This window comes from Euryhalocaulis caribicus (assembly GCF_000412185.1).
GTDB lineage: Bacteria > Pseudomonadota > Alphaproteobacteria > Caulobacterales > Maricaulaceae > Euryhalocaulis > Euryhalocaulis caribicus.
The window spans coordinates 69,316-85,799 of record NZ_ASJA01000010.1 but is presented as its reverse complement, the minus strand read 5'-3'; the positions used below and the strand labels follow the sequence as shown (position 1 = coordinate 85,799).

20 protein-coding genes and 1 tRNA gene are annotated in these 16,484 nt (G+C 61.0%); 7 read left to right on the top strand and 14 right to left on the bottom strand.

Translation table 11 applies throughout. The annotated features are described in order from the left end of the window. Positions 1-12: 12 nt before the first annotated feature. The 5 genes from L338_RS09730 to L338_RS09710 all read right to left on the bottom strand — a co-directional run bounded on the left by L338_RS09730 (position 13) and on the right by L338_RS09710 (position 3,306). On the bottom strand, positions 13-681 hold the full coding sequence (locus tag L338_RS09730) for a nicotinate-nucleotide adenylyltransferase (RefSeq protein ID WP_241762255.1): 669 nt from the start codon (positions 679-681) through the stop codon (positions 13-15). Further along, positions 669-1,709: a GTPase ObgE gene (obgE, locus tag L338_RS09725; RefSeq protein WP_022698186.1), complete on the bottom strand. Its 1,041-nt coding sequence runs from the start codon at positions 1,707-1,709 to the stop codon at positions 669-671. Before obgE ends, L338_RS09730 begins: the two co-directional genes overlap by 13 nt. A 16-nt stretch (positions 1,710-1,725) precedes the next feature. Beyond that, entirely contained in the window at positions 1,726-2,256 is a 531-nt protein-coding gene (locus L338_RS09720) for a GNAT family N-acetyltransferase (protein WP_022698185.1), read from the bottom strand. A gap of 121 nt (positions 2,257-2,377) precedes the next feature. Further along, positions 2,378-2,641 carry a 50S ribosomal protein L27 gene (gene rpmA, locus L338_RS09715; RefSeq protein WP_022698184.1) on the bottom strand — a complete coding sequence of 88 codons (264 nt, stop codon included), beginning with the start codon at positions 2,639-2,641 and terminating at the stop codon, positions 2,378-2,380. A gap of 2 nt (positions 2,642-2,643) precedes the next feature. Beyond that, positions 2,644-3,306 carry a 50S ribosomal protein L21 gene (locus L338_RS09710; RefSeq protein ID WP_027068433.1) on the bottom strand — a complete coding sequence of 221 codons (663 nt, stop codon included), beginning with the start codon at positions 3,304-3,306 and terminating at the stop codon, positions 2,644-2,646. A gap of 262 nt (positions 3,307-3,568) precedes the next feature. On the opposite strand from L338_RS09710, the gene L338_RS09705 reads away from it, so the two are divergent. Beyond that, positions 3,569-3,658, top strand: a tRNA-Ser gene (locus tag L338_RS09705). A 344-nt stretch (positions 3,659-4,002) separates the two neighbouring features. Here L338_RS09705 and L338_RS09700 read toward each other — a convergent pair. Genes L338_RS09700 through L338_RS09690 form a run of 3 tightly spaced genes read right to left on the bottom strand, consistent with a single transcriptional unit; the run spans position 4,003 to position 6,430 of the window. Then, positions 4,003-5,679 carry a recombinase family protein gene (locus L338_RS09700; protein WP_022698182.1) on the bottom strand — a complete coding sequence of 559 codons (1,677 nt, stop codon included), beginning with the start codon at positions 5,677-5,679 and terminating at the stop codon, positions 4,003-4,005. Continuing rightward, positions 5,676-6,104: a DUF2924 domain-containing protein gene (locus L338_RS09695; protein ID WP_081639574.1), complete on the bottom strand. Its 429-nt coding sequence runs from the start codon at positions 6,102-6,104 to the stop codon at positions 5,676-5,678. The genes L338_RS09700 and L338_RS09695 overlap by 4 nt, the downstream gene beginning before the upstream one ends. An 8-nt stretch (positions 6,105-6,112) precedes the next feature. Continuing rightward, entirely contained in the window at positions 6,113-6,430 is a 318-nt protein-coding gene (locus L338_RS09690) for a DUF3489 domain-containing protein (RefSeq protein WP_022698180.1), read from the bottom strand. 303 nt (positions 6,431-6,733) lie between these two features. On the opposite strand from L338_RS09690, the gene L338_RS09685 reads away from it, so the two are divergent. Beyond that, entirely contained in the window at positions 6,734-7,153 is a 420-nt protein-coding gene (locus L338_RS09685) for a Ros/MucR family transcriptional regulator (RefSeq protein ID WP_022698179.1), read from the top strand. A 22-nt stretch (positions 7,154-7,175) separates the two neighbouring features. Here the strand turns inward: L338_RS09685 and L338_RS09680 are convergent, their stop codons facing one another. From L338_RS09680 to L338_RS09660, 5 genes are all read right to left on the bottom strand, one after another. Further along, a complete protein-coding gene (locus tag L338_RS09680) occupies positions 7,176-7,388 on the bottom strand; it encodes a hypothetical protein (protein ID WP_022698178.1) in 213 nt (70 codons plus the stop codon). A gap of 122 nt (positions 7,389-7,510) precedes the next feature. Continuing rightward, positions 7,511-8,041 (bottom strand): DUF5681 domain-containing protein, encoded by a 531-nt coding sequence (locus L338_RS16560; RefSeq protein WP_022698177.1) that lies wholly within the window; start codon positions 8,039-8,041, stop codon positions 7,511-7,513. A 20-nt stretch (positions 8,042-8,061) separates the two neighbouring features. Beyond that, on the bottom strand, positions 8,062-9,363 hold the full coding sequence (locus L338_RS09670) for a site-specific DNA-methyltransferase (RefSeq protein WP_022698176.1): 1,302 nt from the start codon (positions 9,361-9,363) through the stop codon (positions 8,062-8,064). Next, entirely contained in the window at positions 9,360-9,587 is a 228-nt protein-coding gene (locus L338_RS09665) for a hypothetical protein (RefSeq protein ID WP_022698175.1), read from the bottom strand. The genes L338_RS09670 and L338_RS09665 overlap by 4 nt, the downstream gene beginning before the upstream one ends. 134 nt (positions 9,588-9,721) lie before the next feature. Next, positions 9,722-10,114 carry a hypothetical protein gene (locus tag L338_RS09660; RefSeq protein ID WP_206740819.1) on the bottom strand — a complete coding sequence of 131 codons (393 nt, stop codon included), beginning with the start codon at positions 10,112-10,114 and terminating at the stop codon, positions 9,722-9,724. Between the two features lie 242 nt (positions 10,115-10,356). Between L338_RS09660 and L338_RS09655 the strand changes: the two genes are divergently transcribed. The 4 genes from L338_RS09655 (at position 10,357) to L338_RS09645 (ending at position 14,643) form a co-directional block, all read left to right on the top strand. Beyond that, the gene (locus tag L338_RS09655) at positions 10,357-10,542 is read left to right on the top strand and encodes a helix-turn-helix domain-containing protein (RefSeq protein ID WP_241762254.1); all 186 of its coding nucleotides are present in this window, start codon (positions 10,357-10,359) and stop codon (positions 10,540-10,542) included. Between the two features lie 417 nt (positions 10,543-10,959). Further along, entirely contained in the window at positions 10,960-11,172 is a 213-nt protein-coding gene (locus L338_RS18230; RefSeq protein ID WP_206740818.1) for a hypothetical protein, read from the top strand. A gap of 386 nt (positions 11,173-11,558) precedes the next feature. Then, positions 11,559-13,442, top strand: a complete 1,884-nt coding sequence (locus L338_RS09650; protein ID WP_022698172.1) for an ATP-binding protein — start codon at positions 11,559-11,561, stop codon at positions 13,440-13,442. A 4-nt stretch (positions 13,443-13,446) separates the two neighbouring features. Next, positions 13,447-14,643: a PP_RS20740 family protein gene (locus tag L338_RS09645; protein ID WP_022698171.1), complete on the top strand. Its 1,197-nt coding sequence runs from the start codon at positions 13,447-13,449 to the stop codon at positions 14,641-14,643. On the opposite strand, the gene L338_RS17065 is transcribed toward L338_RS09645, so the two are convergent. Further along, a complete protein-coding gene (locus L338_RS17065; protein ID WP_206740817.1) occupies positions 14,610-15,650 on the bottom strand; it encodes a DNA cytosine methyltransferase in 1,041 nt (346 codons plus the stop codon). The two genes, L338_RS09645 and L338_RS17065, sit on opposite strands and share 34 nt — an antisense overlap. 112 nt (positions 15,651-15,762) lie before the next feature. Between L338_RS17065 and L338_RS09635 the strand changes: the two genes are divergently transcribed. Further along, positions 15,763-16,464 carry an IS6 family transposase gene (locus tag L338_RS09635; protein WP_022698169.1) on the top strand — a complete coding sequence of 234 codons (702 nt, stop codon included), beginning with the start codon at positions 15,763-15,765 and terminating at the stop codon, positions 16,462-16,464. Positions 16,465-16,484: the final 20 nt, after the last annotated feature.

Below are 16,484 nucleotides of genomic sequence, written 5' to 3'. Positions count from 1 at the left end.
TCGGCCCGGTTCTCAAGAACGGGCCTCGGCCCGTATCGCGCTGGAGGATTGGGGATGTAAGGGCGCGGTCAGATATGTCCATGCCGGCGCCCGCATAAGGGCCAGATTTTTTGCCCCCTGTTCCGGGACGCGGTGATTGGCGTATTGCCGCGCGGCGCGGCCCAGCCGGGCGCCGGTCGCGGTTCCGCGGCGCGCGATGACCGCCACGGGAAGCGTTTCCATGATGGTTTGCCAGCCGCGCCATCTGTGGAACCCGGCGAGATTGTCGGAGCCCATCAACCACACGAAATTCACCTCCGGCCAGCGGCGGCTCAGGGCCAGCACGGTTTCCATGGAATAGGCCGCGCCCAGACGGCGCTCCACATCGCTGACCGTCATGCGGGGATAGTCGCCCAGCGCCCAGACGCCGGCGGCGCGCCGCCAGTAGCGATCGGTCTCGGAAGCGTCTTTCAAGGGATTTTGTGGGCTGACCAGAAACCAGACCCGGTCCAGTTGCAGCCGCCGCATGGCGGTGCGCGCAACATGGAGATGCCCGGCATGGGCGGGGTTGAACGACCCGCCGAACAGTCCCACCGACATGCCGGGATAGAGCAGTTCGCTGCGCAGCGGAGGCCCGCCGGGCGCGCCGTGCGTCATCGGGGCGATGCTGGGACGGCGCAGGCGATGGCTTAAGGAGTCCAAGGCTCGGGTTCCTCGGCCGCTTTACGCGCCTCGTCCCGGCGGTTTTCGATCAGGCGGGCCGCGTCCTGAAGCAGCTCCGTCACCCCCTCGCCGGAGACGCCGGAGACGAGCCTGGGTTTTACGCCGGCCACGGCCTCCAGGGCCGCAGACGCCTCCTCGATGGATTCCGCGTCCAGCGCGTCGATCTTGTTGAGGGCGAGAATCTCCGGCTTGCCGGCGAGGCCGCCGCCATATTCCTCGATCTCGTGACGCACGGTCCGCCAGGCCCCGGCCGGGTCCTCGCCCGTGGCGTCGACCAGATGGATCAGGGTCTCGCAACGCTCCACATGGCCGAGAAAACGGTCGCCAATGCCCGCGCCCTCATGCGCGCCTTCGATCAGGCCGGGAATATCGGCCAGAATGAAACGCGCCTTCTGGGCGTATTCCACGACGCCCAGATTGGGGTGCAGTGTGGTGAACGGATAATCGGCGATCTTGGGCTTGGCCGCGCTGACCGCCGCCAGGAAGGTGGACTTGCCCGCGTTGGGCAGGCCGACCAGCCCGGCGTCCGCGATCAGTTTCAGGCGCAGCCAGATCCAGCGCTCCTCGCCCGCCGCGCCAGGATTGGCGCGGCGCGGCGCCTGATTGATGGAGCTCTTGAAGCGCGCATTGCCCCAGCCGCCATTGCCGCCCTCGGCCAGCAGCACGCGCTGGCCCGGTTCGGTCAGGTCCGCGATGACGGTTTCCCGGTCCATTTCCAGGATCTCGGTCCCCACGGGCAGCTTGATGACCACGTCCTCGCCATCGGCGCCGGTGCGGTCCTTGCCCATGCCGTGCTCGCCCTTTTTGGCCTTGAAGTGCTGCTGGTAGCGATAGTCGATCAGCGTGTTGAGGTTCTCCACCGCTTCGGCCCAGACATCGCCGCCCCGGCCGCCATCGCCGCCGTTCGGCCCGCCGAATTCAACATACTTCTCCCGCCGGAACGAAACACTGCCCGCGCCGCCATCGCCGGAACGGATATAGATCTTGGCCTGATCGAGAAATTTCATGTCGGTTCCGGTTCTATCAGTGAGCCGCGCCGGAGCGCCACTCCATTTCGACCGAACGCGCGCGGGCGCGGCGGCCGAGGCTGAAGCGTTCGGCGGTTTTTCCGGTCGGCGTGAAACCCGCTTTTTCGAGAACGCGTCCCGAGGCCGGGTTGTCCTCGAACCACTCCGCGCTGATGACGGGCAGGTTCAGTTGGCCGGCGGCAAAGTCACGGAGCGCGCCCGCCGCTTCGCTGGCATAGCCGCGGCCCTGCCAGGGCTCGCCAATCCAGTAACCGAGAATCCAGCCCCCGCGCGTGCGGTGAAGCCCCGCCGCGCCCACAAGTCCGTCATCATCGGTCGCCACGGCAAACGGAAATGCCTGGCGGCGGCGGCGCAGGGAGTCGTGCAGCATGATCCAGCCTTCCACGGCAAGCTGCGGATAGGGGCAGGGGACGTTCTGCACCATGCGCGCGATCGCGGGGCGTCCGGCATGTTTCGAGACTCGCTGCGCATCCTCGATCCGGAAGGGCCGCAGGGACAGCTGCTCGGTCGTGATCACGGGACTCATGGTTTCGGCGTTCCTTGGCGGAGGGGCAAAGAAAAAGGGGAGACAGGCGGCCCGTCTCCCCTCGCTTCTCGCGTTACGGTTCGCCTTCATTGAGGCAAACCGAGAATTTTCCGCAGTTCGCCTATTCGGTTTCGGCAGGCATGACCGACACGGTCGGACGGTCGTTCTTGCCGCGCCCGAAGGTCACAACACCGGCGATCTTGGCGAAGATCGTGTGATCCTTGCCGATGCCGACATTCTCGCCCGGACGATATTTCGTGCCGCGCTGGCGAATGATGATGTTGCCAGGGATCACGGACTGACCGCCGGATTTTTTCACGCCGAGGCGGCGGCCTGCTGAGTCGCGGCCGTTGCGCGATGAACCGCCAGCTTTTTTATGCGCCATCTCTAGTTCTCCTTCGCCAGGTCTTTGGCCTGGGCAACCCAGCCTTCGTTTTCGGCTTTCGCCTGCAGACCGCTGATTTGCTCGTCCAGCTTCTCGATGTCCGCCTTTTTCCAGGCCGCGACCTGTTCAAAGGTCGTGACGCCGGCCGCGTTCAGCTTCTTGGCGTAGGCCGGGCCAACGCCGTTCAGCTTGGTCAGATCGTCAGCTTTGCCGGTGACGCCCTTTTTCGCAGCGGTTTTCTTCGCCGGCGCGTCAGCCTTCTTGGCCTCGTCCTTCTTGGGTGCGGCTTCCTTCTTGGGCGCAGCCTTTTTCGGCGCGTCCTTGGCGGCGGGCTTTTCTTCGTCCTTCTTGGCGGCCGGCTTGGCCTTGGCCTTGGAGCCGCCAATGCCGATCACGCGCAGGACCGTCTCGAACTGACGATGGCCCTTGGTGCGGCGATAGGTGGAGCGGCGGCGCTTCTTGAACACCGTGATCTTGTCGCCCTTGCGCTGTTCGATGATCTCGGCGTTGACGGAGCCGCCGGATTTAACATCGGCGCCGTCGCCGCTCATCAGAACGTCCAGATCGACAGAATCGCCAACTTCGCCTTCCAGGCGCTCGGCGACGATCACGTCGTTCTCGTTCACACGGTATTGTTTTCCGCCGGTCTTGATGACTGCAAACATCGTAAATTCGTCCGTATTCTCTTGGCCCGCGTCCCTTTCCCGCTTCATAAGCGCGGAGGAAACGCGAAAGCCGGCGCGTCACGACGCACCGGCGAAAACTCGAAGGCGCTTAGCTATCGCCGCGCCCTCACAGAGTCAATTGGAGGGGACAGGAATTGCAGGCCCCGCATACAGCGCCGCTACACGTCCGATACCACGCGCAGCGCCCTGCTTGAAACCGCCAAAAGTCGCCGCTAGGTTCCGCGCCCGATCGCTTGGATTAGGAGAGGTGCCGGAGTGGTCGAACGGGGCGGTCTCGAAAACCGTTGAGCGCGCAAGCGTTCCGAGGGTTCGAATCCCTCTCTCTCCGCCATCCAGTCACCTGGAAAACCCCCGTCCTCTGATTTCACGGAAATTCCGCCGGAATTTCCGGCGCTTACCTCTACCCCGATCGGACGGAGACGCGTCTCTACGCCTGAAATCTGCAATCTGTGGCCCTTGGTCTCTGTCAGGCTTCCGCATCGGTTCCCTTACCCTGATAAACAGGGAATCTGCAGGGAAAATTGATTAAATCGGGGCGATTCCGGCCATTGCTCTAGGAATTCCCATTGCTATTTCAGGGGCTTAAGCATCAAATTCCCTAAAAGCTATAACAGGGAAATTTCAGGAGCCTTGCAGGGAGTTCCAGGGAGCGGAACAGGGAAGCTGAATTCGCTGTTACCGGGTAAAGCCCAGAGCGCGTTCCTGCTCGCGCCAGTCCAGCGGCAGTTCGGTCCGGACGAGCCGCTCCAGGGTTGTCTCGACTGGCTGTCGCCCCTCGAGAACCGCCTTGGTAATGTCCGGTGACAGAAAGCCGAGCAGCATCCGGGTACGGATAAATCCCGACGTCACGCCTTCCTCTTCCGCAATGTGATCAAAGCTGTCGCCGGCCAGGATGCGCTCACGCCAGAGGCGGGCGCGCGCAATCATCCTCAGCATCACCGGATCGGGCTCGGGTTCGGTCTCGCCCGAGACGAGACGCGCTTCGACCCCGCGGCGGCGCAGCTGGAAGGGCGCGGAAACCACCAGCGCCTCTTCCACAATTCCCGCCTCATCGATTCCGATCGTTTCCGCCAGCGCGCCGCGGTCAATGGAGATGCCGATCTCGCCGCGGCTCACCGTCACGCGATCAAGCAATGAAGAGAGCCGGTCATGGTCGGACTCCAGAGCGCTCGCAAGCCGGGTTGCGCGCTCCTTCAACCCGCTGTCCAGATTGTCCTCGCCGCTCGCAAACAGTCTTTGTCCTGCGATGGCTCTGTCCAGGGCCGCAGCCGCTTCCCTGGCCACCAGGGTCTCGAGGGCCGCCGCCGGCAGCCGCCAGCCGGCCGGGTCGGATTTCGCGCCGTTCCTGAGAAGGCGGCTGGAGACATAGTAGCGCAAGCGTGATCCTGCCGATCGCGCGTGGGAGGGCGTCAGCCGGTCGCCCGTCCCGTCGAACAGCGTGCCGGCGAGCGGCGAGCCGTGCCGGACCTTTTCAGGCTTCTGGTTGCGCCGCCCCACCCGGCGCTTGCGGGCCGCGCCGCCGGACAACATCGCCTGGACCCGGTCCCACTTTTCGCGGTCAATGATGGCCTTGTGCCGGCCGGGCCAGTTGGTGCGGTTGTGGCGGATCATGCCGGCATAGACCGGGTTCATGAGGAGATGATGGATGCGCCCGCGGGAAAGCGGCTTGCCTCCGAACGTCTTTCCGCTTTCGAAGACATGATGTTTGCTGACCAGGCCCAGCCGGTCAGCTTCCTCCTTCACGAGGCGGACGGACCCGTGCCGGAGATAGAGATCAAAGACTGTCCGGACCGTTCCGGCCTCGCTTTCATTGACATGAAGCGCGCGCTCCCGGGCGTCATAGCCGAGCGGAACCATGCCCCCCATCCATATGCCCTTCTTCTTCGAGGCGGCGATCTTGTCACGGATGCGTTCGGCTGTGACCTCGCGCTCGAACTGGGCGAAAGAAAGCAGCACGTTCAGGGTCAGCCGGCCCATCGATGTCGAGGTGTTGAACGCCTGCGTGACCGAGACAAAGGAGCAGTTCCGGGCATCCAGCTTTTCCACAAGCCGGGCAAAATCGCCGAGAGACCGGGTCAGCCGGTCGATCTTGTAGACGACGATCATGTCGATCTTTCCGGCGTCAACATCATCCAGCAGGCGCTGCAGGCCCGGGCGCTCCAGGGTCCCGCCCGACAGGCCGCCATCATCGTAACGCGCGCCAAGCGTCTTCCAGCCCTCGTGCCGCTGGCTGGCGACATAGGCCTCGCAGGCCTCGCGCTGCGCATCCAGGGAGTTGAAGTCCTGCTCCAGCCCTTCGTCGGACGACTTGCGGGTATAGATCGCGCAGCGAACGGCGCGCCGCCCGGTCACGCCCTGCCGCTCCGGTCGGTCAGCCCGAAGAAGCGCGGTCCCGACCATCGGGCGCCGGTGATGGCGCGGGCGACGGCCGAGAGGGACCGGTAGCGCTCTCCGCGCCATTCGAACCCCGCCTCGCGCACATCGACCGTATACACGATCCCGTTCCACTCGCGCACAAGCCGCGCGCCGGGTTTCAGGCGTGGCGTGGACCGACAGTGCATTTTCGCTGCGGCAGCAAGACGTTTCTGAACGCGCAGCGGGAGAGCCCCGTATGCCTTCGCCTCCAGGGCGTCCGCAATGAAGCGGATCATCCATGTGCGGCTGAGACGATGCGGCAGCGGCGCGTCCATCTCCCGCGACCAGAGCTCACAAAGCCGGTCGCGGTCCAGCGATTCCAGCTCTGCAAGTCGCTCTGCGATGGATTCCTGATTGGCCATCGCGACATTCACCCGGCAGAAGATGCAATGCGGTAGCGGCTGGCGCGCTCGTCCTTGCGCGGCGCCAGCCGTTCAACGGCGATGCCGTCCTTCCGCAATCCTGTCAGCGCCGCCCGGACCGAGTGGTCCTGCCACCCGATGGCCTTGCCGAGCTCCGCAACAGTTGCGCCGTCCCCGGACCGGAGAAGCGCTTGCAGCCTTGCGCGGGTGGTGTCCGGCCGCGGCGTCTTTCCGGTTTGCGCCGGTGCGATCTCCGCCTTTGCCGTCCCGGTCGCCTTGGCTGGCGTCTTGCGGGTGCGGTTCTTTTTCGTTTCAGATTTGCTCATGGATTTTCTCCGTCGGTTCGAAGCGCCGGCGGCATGCCGGGGCCTGCACCCCGGAGAGCCCGGCGCGGCGATGCGTTCGCCCGGGCTTCGGCGGTCCGGATTCCGGTCCGTCCGCCGTCTCCGCATGCACGCTCCTGTGGCCGCGGAAGTCCAGTCGGAAAATCCGCTTCTTTCATGATATCCGCTCAGGGATTGGCGTCTGGTCACGCAGAGTGGCCGCGAACGGGGCGGGCCGTGACTTTCATTGCCGGACCCCTATCCTGTCTGTCGCGAACAACCTGAACCATCCGGGGGAGCAGATTCATGAAGGACCGCGAAATGAATGACCTGACCGGTCTGTCGGCCGGCATCGTCTCGGCCTATGTGGCCCGGAACACGGTTCCCGCGTCAGCACTTCCGGCGCTCTTGGGGAGCGTGCATGAGGCGCTGGCGGAAGCGGAAGGAGCCGGCGGGGCCCTGGAGCCGGTCCCGGCTGTCCCGGTGAAAGACGCGGTAAAGCCGCGCGCAGTTGTCTGTCTGGAGTGCGGCCGGGAGTTCAAGGCGCTGAAGCGCCATCTGTCCAGCGAGCACGATCTGGAACCGGACGGATATCGTCAGAAGTGGAGGCTTTCTGAAGACTTCCCCCTGGTGGCGCCGGAATACTCCAGACGCCGCTCCGAAATGGCGCGCCGCCTCGGGCTCGGCCGCAAACCGGCAGCCAAGGCCGGCCGGCAGGGCGCATAGCCTGATCGCGCCGGGTTCCGGCTCAACGGCCCCGGAACTCCAGGATCAGTTGCGCGGCGCTGGCGAGATCCGCGCCCTTGCGCGCCAGGTCCGCCGTCTCGGCGGCGATGGCGCGAAGATCCTGAGTCTCGCGCTTGCGGTTCTGGCCGTCGGCGGCGCGTCCGGCGGCCTCCTCCAGCCGGGCGGTCGCGTCCGCCATGAGCCGCGCCGCGATCGCCTTGTCCTCGACAAACATGGCTTCCTCTCCTTTTTGTGAACTCCGGCGTTCCGCGCACTGACGCTCCGGCGGCGCGGCAAGTCCACGCGCCATTGGCGCCATCGGCGCCATCGCGGCGTCAGTGAAGGAGAGGGATGGGCTCAGTCCAGGAATGACATGTCGTCGTCCTCGTCGGCTTCTGCCGACCCTGCAGTCTCGGCTGCCTTGTCATCGGCCTGGCCTTTCCCGGTCGTCTTTTCCGCTTCGGCCCGGGCCAGCCATTCTTCCTGTGTGTAGGTGACCAGATCCTCTTCCGGAACCTCTACAGGACGTCCGTTTCTGGCTTCGACAAAGCGGACCCGGACATCCAGCGGCACCTTGGGCTCTTCCAGCGCTTCCGGCATGTAGGTCTGTACCGTTTTCAGAAAAAGCACCTGATCTTTCATGCTGCCGTTGATCGCCCCGTGGGACATCTTGCGCAACATGACTTCCATAAATGGCGCGTGGCGCGTCTTGCCGCCTTCACGTACTGCAATGTTCGTATCAAGCAGACGACGGATGACCGTGGCGGCGTTGCGCGCCCCCTTCGGACGGCCTTTCGGGTTCCCTGACTGCCCCGGTTTGAAGCGGGAATGCCTTGGCGGCTTGCCATAGCCGATCTCGTAGTCGCGTTTTTTGTGCTTCCTTGTCATTTACAGGTTTCCTCTCTTCTCTATTCCAGTTCGCCGAATGTGAGTCCGCTGGCCGCGTGCACGGGCTCCACGCCGGTCTGCTGGCGGAAGCGCCGGAGGGTCACGTCGACATAGCGGGGGTCGAGCTCCAGCCCGCAGGCGGTCCGCCCGGCGCGCTCGGCCGCGATCAGCGTCGAGCCCGACCCCATGAAGGGATCGAGGACGATTCCGCCGCGGTCCGAGCAGTCCAGGATGGCGTCCTCGACCAGCGCCACCGGCTTGACTGTCGGGTGCATGGCGAGCGCGTCGTCCCGCCCGGAGCCGAAGCTGTTCACCCCGGCATAGTCCCAGACATTGGTGCGGTTGCGGCCGTGCGCGCCGAGCGCCACGTTGTTGACGTGCGGCGCGTCGCCCGCCTTGAAGACGGCCACCAGCTCGTGCTTGGAGCGGTAGAGCGAGCCCATCCCGCCATTGGTCTTGTTCCACACGCAGATATTCTTCAGCCCGCTGTAGACCTCGCGGCCGGCGTTCAGCAGCTCCCGGATGTGTCGCCAGTCCATGCACACGAAGTGGATCGCGCCGTCCGCGCTCTGCGCCGCCAGATGCGCCAGCACCGTCTTCAGGAAGGCCGAGAATTCATTCGCGGTCATCTCGCCTGACGCCATCGCGAATTCGGCGTGGGTCCGCTTGCCGAGGCCCGAGACATGGCCGGCGATCGGCACGTTGTAGGGCGGGTCGGTGAAGACCATCTGCGCCTTCGCGCCATCCATCAGGCGCGCATAGGAGTCCCCGAGCGTCGCATCGGCGCAGAGGAGGCGGTGACGGCCGGCGAGCCAGAGGTCGCCCGGATCCGTGACAGGCGGTCCGGGGTCGGGCTCGGGCGCCGCGTCGGCCTCGTCGTCGGCTTCACCCTCGTCCAGCCCGGTGATCAGGCCGTCGATCTCCGGGGCGTCGAAGCCGATGACCTGGATGTCGAAGTCCAGGTCCATCTCGAGGAGGCCCTGCAGCTCGATCGCCAGCATCTCCTCGTCCCAGCCGGCGGTCTCGGCGAGCCGGTTGTCAGCGATGACATAGGCGCGCTTCTGCGCCTCGCTCATGTCCTCGATGCGGATCACCGGCACGGTCTCCAGCCCCAGCATGCGCGCGGCCTCCAGTCGACCGTGGCCGGCGATGATGCCGCCACCGGCGTCGACCAGGATGGGGTTGGTCCAGCCGAACGTCTCGATCGACCCCGCGATCTGGCGCAGCTGCTTTTTCGAGTGCGTCCGCGGGTTCGAGGCGCGGGGCGAGAGCGTCGAGACGGAAACCGTCTCGACGCCCAGGTCGCGGATCCGGGCGCTCACAGGAGCGGCTCCCCGGCGAACGCGCCCGACGCGATCAGCCGGTCGAGGAGCGGTTCGTACCGGTCCTCGGCAACCGTCACCAGCTCGCCGGACGCGTCGTCCACGTACAGGAAGACCGGAAACGAGATGCGCTCGCCCGTGCGGTCATCGCTGAAGAATACCGGCATGACGCCGAAGAAGGTGAGACCCGCATACTGCGGGATTTCTGTGTTTTCGAAAGGCATGTCAGCCTCCAGATAGTTTTCGGAGGCTATCCATTTATAGGACTGTCAAGCGCGCGTAGCCTGGTATATGCACATGGCCGCGAGGAGGGTGTGCTTCAGGATTGAATCGCCCGAAACCCGGCACGTGCGGCAGGTCAGTCGGTCGCCGAGGCAACACGCTCCAGATGAGTGATGAGGCGGTCGACGACCGCGTTCATGTCGTCGAACCGGTAGGGGGAATAGCGGTCGCTGCTCTGGGGGCGCGGATTGGGAGTCAGCGCCCATTTTCGCTCTTTGTCGCCTCCGACTTCCGCAACCTTGTTAGAGGGAACAAGCCAGATCGTCTCGGTCTGGCCTGAAACGCCGTCGACAGTAACCGCCATGAGGAAGAGGCGGCTGTGTTCCCTCCAGCTGGGCTTCTGGACATCGAACTGGACAGTGCGCGGCCGCGCTTCCCCCTTTTTGTAGGTTCGGCTCTTGATCTGCAGTCCGACTGTCTCTCCTGTCACCTTGTCCAGGATCAGCAGGTCGACCGCGTCATCGTCCACCAGAGGCGCGTAACAGGAGAGCCGTCCGCCCGAGACCATCATAAGACGGCCGGCAACGAGAATCTCTGCCGCCGCCCCGAGTTGGGCGGATGAAGGGCTGGGTGAATATCCGGCTGCAGTTCCCATGCTTCCAGACACGCTTGCGGCGCAGGGGAAGTCAAGGAAAATGAGACTCATAGTCCGTGGATTGATTGTCTACACCAGCGTGCGCTTGGGGCATGGGAATCCGCAAGCGACTCGCAATGAATGTGCGCCGGCTCCGCAAGGAAAGGGGCCTGTCTCAGGAGGCGCTTGGTCATGAGGCGGACGTTGACCGGACCTACGTCTCGGGCATCGAACGATGCGTCCGGAATCCGACGATCGATATTGTCGAGCGGATCGCAAAGGCGCTGGAGGTCGATGAGGCGGACCTGTTCAGACGGATCTGAAGACCATTTCCACTTGGGCTCGACGCGAATTGAAGCCATTCCAAGCTGGAATCGTGAAGATTGCTTTTGAACCCGTATTGTCCGCTCTGTGCCCATTGCGGTCTTTGGGGCTGTCGCTTGTCGCGCTCAATAGCGGACGTCTCCCCGTATCGAAGTCCATAAGACCGCCAGAGGACATGTGACTGGTCGCTTTAGCGCCTTGAAAATCCGTTCCTGCAGCGGTCGCCGTCGCATGATTCAAACTTGCAAGGAGGATAACGAATGGTGCCTTCGTCGGCCTCATAGCCGAAAGCTCAACCTCTAACCCTCATTGAGAGGCAGTGGTGATCGTTCTTGCAGCTATCTTACATCCTCGTCTCCTACGCTATCTTTCTGACGAGACACATACGGCGGGAGAGAATCGAGGAACCGTCCTAAATGGCCGATAAGCTCTCGCCCTTCAGGCGTAGCGAAAACATGCGTAAAATTCGCTCTCGCAACAGTCGCCCCGAATGGGCTGTTCGGCTTCTCCATGGATCAGGATATCGCTACCGACTTCATGCTGCCAACTTGCTAGGTAAGTCTGAAATTGTCTTCAAAGCGCGCCGTACGGTCATCTTTGTCCATGGATGCTTTTGGCATCAACACTAGGCCGAGGGATGCTTGGATGGACGAAGCCCAAAATCGAACACCGACGATTGGGATGCGAAGTTAACGCGTAATGTCGAGCGTGATCGGAAATATGTGAATTGGCTACGTCGAGCGGGTTGGGAGGTAATGACGATATGGGAATGCGAACTCGAATCTACAGGGCGGCTGACGGACCGGCTGGTTCGCTTTCTTGGCCCCACCCGTTTCGAAACGTAACTCTCTAACGTTGACGACTGCATGGGCGGAGAGTGGGGTTATCGGAGCGCTTGTTGGGGCAAAACTAAGAATATCTATTTGCGGGAGTTTCGATCATACTTATCTGACACGTTGCACTGATTTCGCGTTATGCCAAGTTGGGGAAGACAGTACTTTGTTTATATGGGCTTATGGCTAGCAAGCAAATAGAAGCTGAGGAGCTGGCGCGGGGAATCCGGACAAGCGCGAAAAGCGGTACTCCGATACAAACTCAGCTAGCGACGAGTCAGCGCATAATCGCGCGGGTTACGGATGGGATTTATCGGGAGCCTTGGGCTGCTTTTCGAGAGCTCATCGCTAACGCCTATGATGCGGACGCCAAGAATGTCGTCGTGGAAACGGGCGCGCCTCAGTTTGAGAAAGTAGTCGTCCGCGACGACGGCAACGGAATGACGCCGGAAACCTTGGCGTATGTCATCAAGAACATCGGTGGCAGCTCCAAGCGAACAGTTGAGGGAGTCGATCTTCACACAGCAAAAAGCGGCAACCCTGATCAGAGCCCGGGTGGACGACAGCTCATCGGCAAAATCGGTATCGGTTTGTTCGCCGTCGCCCAGCTAACCCAGCATTTCCAGATCATCACTAAGGCCAAAGGAGATCGCTTCCGTTCCTCCGCCACGGTTCTCCTCGAAACGCACAATGAGGATGTACTAGCAAACAAAGACCCGGACGAGGAATTTGTCGCCGGTATTGTGAAAATCATATCGGAGGAGGTGCCTGAGGACGAGATCGATACACACGGCACCTCGGTAACATTGTATCATCTGCGGCCGGAAGTCCGGCGGGTAATGCAAAGTGTCCGTCTCTGGGATGCATCTCAGGCGGCTGGTGTCGATGGAGATACCGTTGCTGAAGCCCCCACCTATCACATCGGTCTGTTGCCGGGTGTGCTGGATGATGGCAGCCGTGCGTTGAAGGAGCATCTTCCTTGGGATGATAGCGAAAGTCCCACTTGCAAGTTCGAAAAATTCGTCGAGGCTGCGGGTGATACTGCCGCGCACGCTCGGAAAGCCGCCACGCTGGAGCACTTTGACGAGTATCTGCGGATGCTTTGGAAACTGAGTTTGTCCCTCCCGTTGGACTACGTGGACGGACATCCATTTGATTTGACAGGGTCCAGCGGCCTAATTTTTCTCAATATACCGAAGAATAAGGGGCAGGCCGAGCAGCTGAAGATCGGCTACGATGAAACTTTGCGGCATCGGTTAAGGCTCAGCGCCGGAAAGAAATCGACAGTTGGAGTTTTCGACGTAATTGTCGATGGGGTACAGTTACGCAGACCGATTCATCTGCAAACTCATCTGCGAAAAAAATCTCGCGTCGGAGCACCCGTGATGATGGTGACTTCCGAGAAAGCCCCCTTTGGAAAAAACAACCTGAAGCTGGCTGGGGGCGAGCTGGAATTCGAAGCGTATCTTTACTGGAACAGTCAGATTGTTCCGAAAGACACCGTAGGGGCTTTGGTGCGCATCCGTGAGGCTAGTGGCACTCTCTTTGATGCGAGCTTTATGAATTATCAGGTTTCAGAGCAAACCCGGCTTCGCCAGATCACGGCCGAGATTTTTGTAAAAAAGGGCCTTGATAGTGCTATAAATATTGACAGGGAGTCATTCAATTATAGCCATCCTCACTATCTCTATATTCAGCAGTGGCTTCACAAAGCACTGCGACTCTTAGTCAATCGCCTCAAGGCGATCGCAAAGGAAGACCTGGAACGGGAAAAAGAGACGAGGCAGCAGGAGAACCGCGCTGCTCGCGAATCTAAGGCGATAGCAATTTGGGGACGACGGTATGGAGTCGAAGCCGACCCGCCTATCCCGTCTGGCGGGGCACCAGATGGGTCATCGGGGGAAATCGCGGGCTTAGCGATAGACTGGTCCGCCGCCCAAGATTCGTATGATCGCGATGTAGCAACTGCAGTGGCAATCGTCCTGGAAGCTTACGGCTTGCTTTCCTCGCTCAACGCAAAGGATCGAGCCCGCCTTATCTCCGACCTGCTTAAGATTTTCGAGTGAGATTATGGCGGGGGGAGATTCAAAATCAGACAGGCAAATCGCCAAGGACGTCCTGCCAGTTCAGGTTGTCGTTCCTGCGGTGCCGGTAGAGCTGAACGCGACGCAGCCATGGCACAGTCCGCGAAAGCAGTTCATTCGCGAGAAGCAATGGCTTTATCACGCCGCGCGACTCCTGGAAAAAGTCGATGGTACGCACGCGCTTAGCGCTCAAGCCGATGGCGCAAAGGAGGTCAAATACCTGACCTTGCCAGGAGCTGATTATTTCGATGTGGAGGTGCTCGCCCGACACTGCGTAGACAAGGGTTTCAAACTTACATCGATAGGCTTTTTGGCCGGCGGTGAGGATAATCCTTATCGCGCGCGCGCCGAGATGCGCCAGCAAGAGTTGATCGACAGAAAACTGATAACGATCAACTCCCATACATACGGTAAGCGTATTGAAGAGGTCTGGGCCAAGACGAGCACGACGTACAAAGATTTGCGGAACAAGGGTCCATTCCACATCGTCAATATCGATGCATGTGGATCGCTATCCCGGACGGAGAAGCCGCCACGATTGATCGATGCTGTTTATCGCATTGTTGCTTATCAGCTCGCCGCTTCACGCGGACCCTGGTTGCTGTTTGTGACGACCGATGCCCGAAAGGGCAACATCGCCGAGGACACGCTGGATAAGCTGAACAAGGCCATTATTGCCAATGCAAAGGCAGAATCGGATTTCAGAGCCGAAACCATCGAGCTTTTCAAGAAGTCCGCGAGCAATGCGCCCGAGGCTGTTGCTGCCGCCTCGGCAGCAACAGGAAAACGTTTCGTGCAGCTAGTTTCGCTGGGCCTATCTAAATGGCTTTTGCATCTTGCGGAGAGCAAGGGTTGGCAGATGAAAGTCCACAGCTCGTTTTACTACGCGACCACGCCTAAACCCACACGCCAGCCATCAATGCCCTGCCTTGCGTACGAGTTCATTCCGCCCGATGACCATCTAGAGGACCGGTATGGGATCGCCGTAGCGCCTGCGACTCCCGCACACAACGACGCTCCGGTCAGTTTATCGATGCGTGCCGTAAAGAAGGTGGCGGAGATGGAGGACCTCGATCGTCGCTTAAGCAACGATCCAGATCTGAACGCCGCGGTGGTGGCAGGGATGAAGGCTTTGCTTGAAGATGCTGGTTATCCGGCGTCAGTCATCAATGCGGTAAAGTGATCGCTCTCCTTTGCTTTTGCGGAGGAGTTCAGGTCGCTCTCAATCTGCTCCGCGATGGCCGTTGCCAAAGGAGGCGGAACTGCCTCGCTGACTTGCGTGATTTGGTCGGAGAGATTGCCTTCCAAATGGAAGGTCTTGGGGAATCCCTGAAGCAACAGCGCTTCATAGACACTCAGACGGCGCGTTCCGCTGGGATGGACATGCACTTCGCGGTTTCCGTACGAGACGGTGTAGCTGGGCTTGTCCCACGTCAGGGTCTTGAAGCTGCGGCCATAGCTCGTCCCCGGACACAGGCTGCCATCAAAAAACTTCTTAGACTTGGGCACCATGCACCAGTGATTTCGGTGCAGAGGAATATCGTCGGGCTCAATATTAACCGCAAAAAATGCCGGCTGCTCCAATCCGGCTATGGCGTCTTCAACATTGAGCTGATCCTCGGCCTTTGGCGGCGGCTTCCAATATCGCTCACTGAAAGCGTCAGGGTTGTACGCGACCAGAATCAGACGCTTTCTTCGTTGAGGCACCGAATAATCGAGTGCATCAAGGACATGCGTCGCAACATTAAAGCCCGCAGCTTCAAGCCGCTCCACCTGACGGTTAAGTATGTGTTGGTACTTTCCGGCAGCAAGCTCCTGGACATTCTCCATAACTATGAAATCAAGGGAACGCCGATGGCGGTGCAAACGAAGTGCAATCGAGATAAACTTGCTAACCAGCTTCTCGCGCGGATCATCATCCCTTTTCCAAGTGTTGGCGCGTGAGAAACTCTGGCAGGGCGGGCCGCCGATAACGGCCGACGGGGCAAATTTCGATCCAAAATCTTTGTCGAAGCGGGACAGCCGGATTTCTGCGATATCGGCGACATGTGCGCATTGATTGTCCATTCGGTTAGCGTTCCAGGAGTCGACGGCCGACTGACGAAGATCGTATGCTAACCCCGTTTCAAACCCTGCTGACTCGAATCCGAGATCGAGTCCGCCGCAACCGCTGAATAAACTTAAAATCAATGGCGTCTCCTCCCTATTCAAATTTATTGCAATGCTGATGATAAGTCTATGATATGGCATTGTCAGGGGAAACCGGCTTGAGCACGCCGCCGAGCGTGAGCAGCCTCTCCGGATGGCTAACCCATTCCGCTATTTCAAGACATCTCCGGAGGTAATTCGCCTTGCGGTGATGATGTATGTCCGCTTCCCGCTGTCGTTGCGGAACGTGGAGGATCTCCTCCACGAGCGCGGCCTTGATATCAGCCATGAGACGGTGCGCTGCTGGTGGAACCGGTTCGGTCCGATGTTCGCCGACGAGATCAGGCGAAAAAGGTCGCAGCAGATGCGGGCGGTTCCGCAGTGGCGCTGGCACCTTGATGAGTTGTTCGTGAAGATCCGCGGCGAGACACACTATCTCTGGCGTGCGGTCGATCACGAGGGCGAGGTGCTGGAAGCCTATGTCTCGAAAAAGCGCAATCGTGAGGCAGCGCTTCGCTTTCTACGCAAGACGATGAAACGATATGGCGAGCCCCATTTGATCGTTACGGACAAGCTTAGATCCTATGGCGCGGCGCTGAGGGAGCTGGGCCTGGACGGCCGCCAGGAGGCGAGCCGCTGGCTCAATAATCGAGCGGAGAATTCACACCTTCCATTACGAAGACGGGAGCGGGCGATGCAGAGATTCCGGCGGATGCGAAGTCTGCAAAAGTTCGACGCCGTCCATTCCTCCGTTGTCAACCACTTCAATCACGACCGTCATATCAACCGCCGCTCAGTCTTCAAGGAACACCGCGCCGCCGCGCTTGCCGAGTGGCGTCAGTTCGATGTGGCCTGAGATCGGCGTAACTCGGCTCT

Excerpts from the sequence above, each read along its gene's own strand:
- L338_RS09685 (WP_022698179.1), top strand. The coding sequence starts at position 6,734 with ATGAAGGACCGCGAAATGAATGACCTGACCGGTCTGTCGGCCGGCATC.
- L338_RS09650 (WP_022698172.1), top strand. The coding sequence starts at position 11,559 with ATGGCTAGCAAGCAAATAGAAGCTGAGGAGCTGGCGCGGGGAATCCGG.
- L338_RS09690 (WP_022698180.1), bottom strand. The coding sequence starts at position 6,430 with ATGAGCAAATCTGAAACGAAAAAGAACCGCACCCGCAAGACGCCAGCC.
- L338_RS09680 (WP_022698178.1), bottom strand. The coding sequence starts at position 7,388 with ATGTTTGTCGAGGACAAGGCGATCGCGGCGCGGCTCATGGCGGACGCG.
- L338_RS09635 (WP_022698169.1), top strand. The coding sequence starts at position 15,763 with ATGGCTAACCCATTCCGCTATTTCAAGACATCTCCGGAGGTAATTCGC.
- L338_RS09655 (WP_241762254.1), top strand. The coding sequence starts at position 10,357 with ATGAATGTGCGCCGGCTCCGCAAGGAAAGGGGCCTGTCTCAGGAGGCG.
- L338_RS09645 (WP_022698171.1), top strand. The coding sequence starts at position 13,447 with ATGGCGGGGGGAGATTCAAAATCAGACAGGCAAATCGCCAAGGACGTC.
- L338_RS18230 (WP_206740818.1), top strand. The coding sequence starts at position 10,960 with ATGGCCGATAAGCTCTCGCCCTTCAGGCGTAGCGAAAACATGCGTAAA.
- L338_RS09710 (WP_027068433.1), bottom strand. The coding sequence starts at position 3,306 with ATGTTTGCAGTCATCAAGACCGGCGGAAAACAATACCGTGTGAACGAG.
- L338_RS09695 (WP_081639574.1), bottom strand. The coding sequence starts at position 6,104 with ATGGCCAATCAGGAATCCATCGCAGAGCGACTTGCAGAGCTGGAATCG.
- L338_RS16560 (WP_022698177.1), bottom strand. The coding sequence starts at position 8,041 with ATGACAAGGAAGCACAAAAAACGCGACTACGAGATCGGCTATGGCAAG.
- L338_RS09720 (WP_022698185.1), bottom strand. The coding sequence starts at position 2,256 with ATGAGTCCCGTGATCACGACCGAGCAGCTGTCCCTGCGGCCCTTCCGG.
- rpmA (WP_022698184.1), bottom strand. The coding sequence starts at position 2,641 with ATGGCGCATAAAAAAGCTGGCGGTTCATCGCGCAACGGCCGCGACTCA.
- obgE (WP_022698186.1), bottom strand. The coding sequence starts at position 1,709 with ATGAAATTTCTCGATCAGGCCAAGATCTATATCCGTTCCGGCGATGGC.
- L338_RS09665 (WP_022698175.1), bottom strand. The coding sequence starts at position 9,587 with ATGCCTTTCGAAAACACAGAAATCCCGCAGTATGCGGGTCTCACCTTC.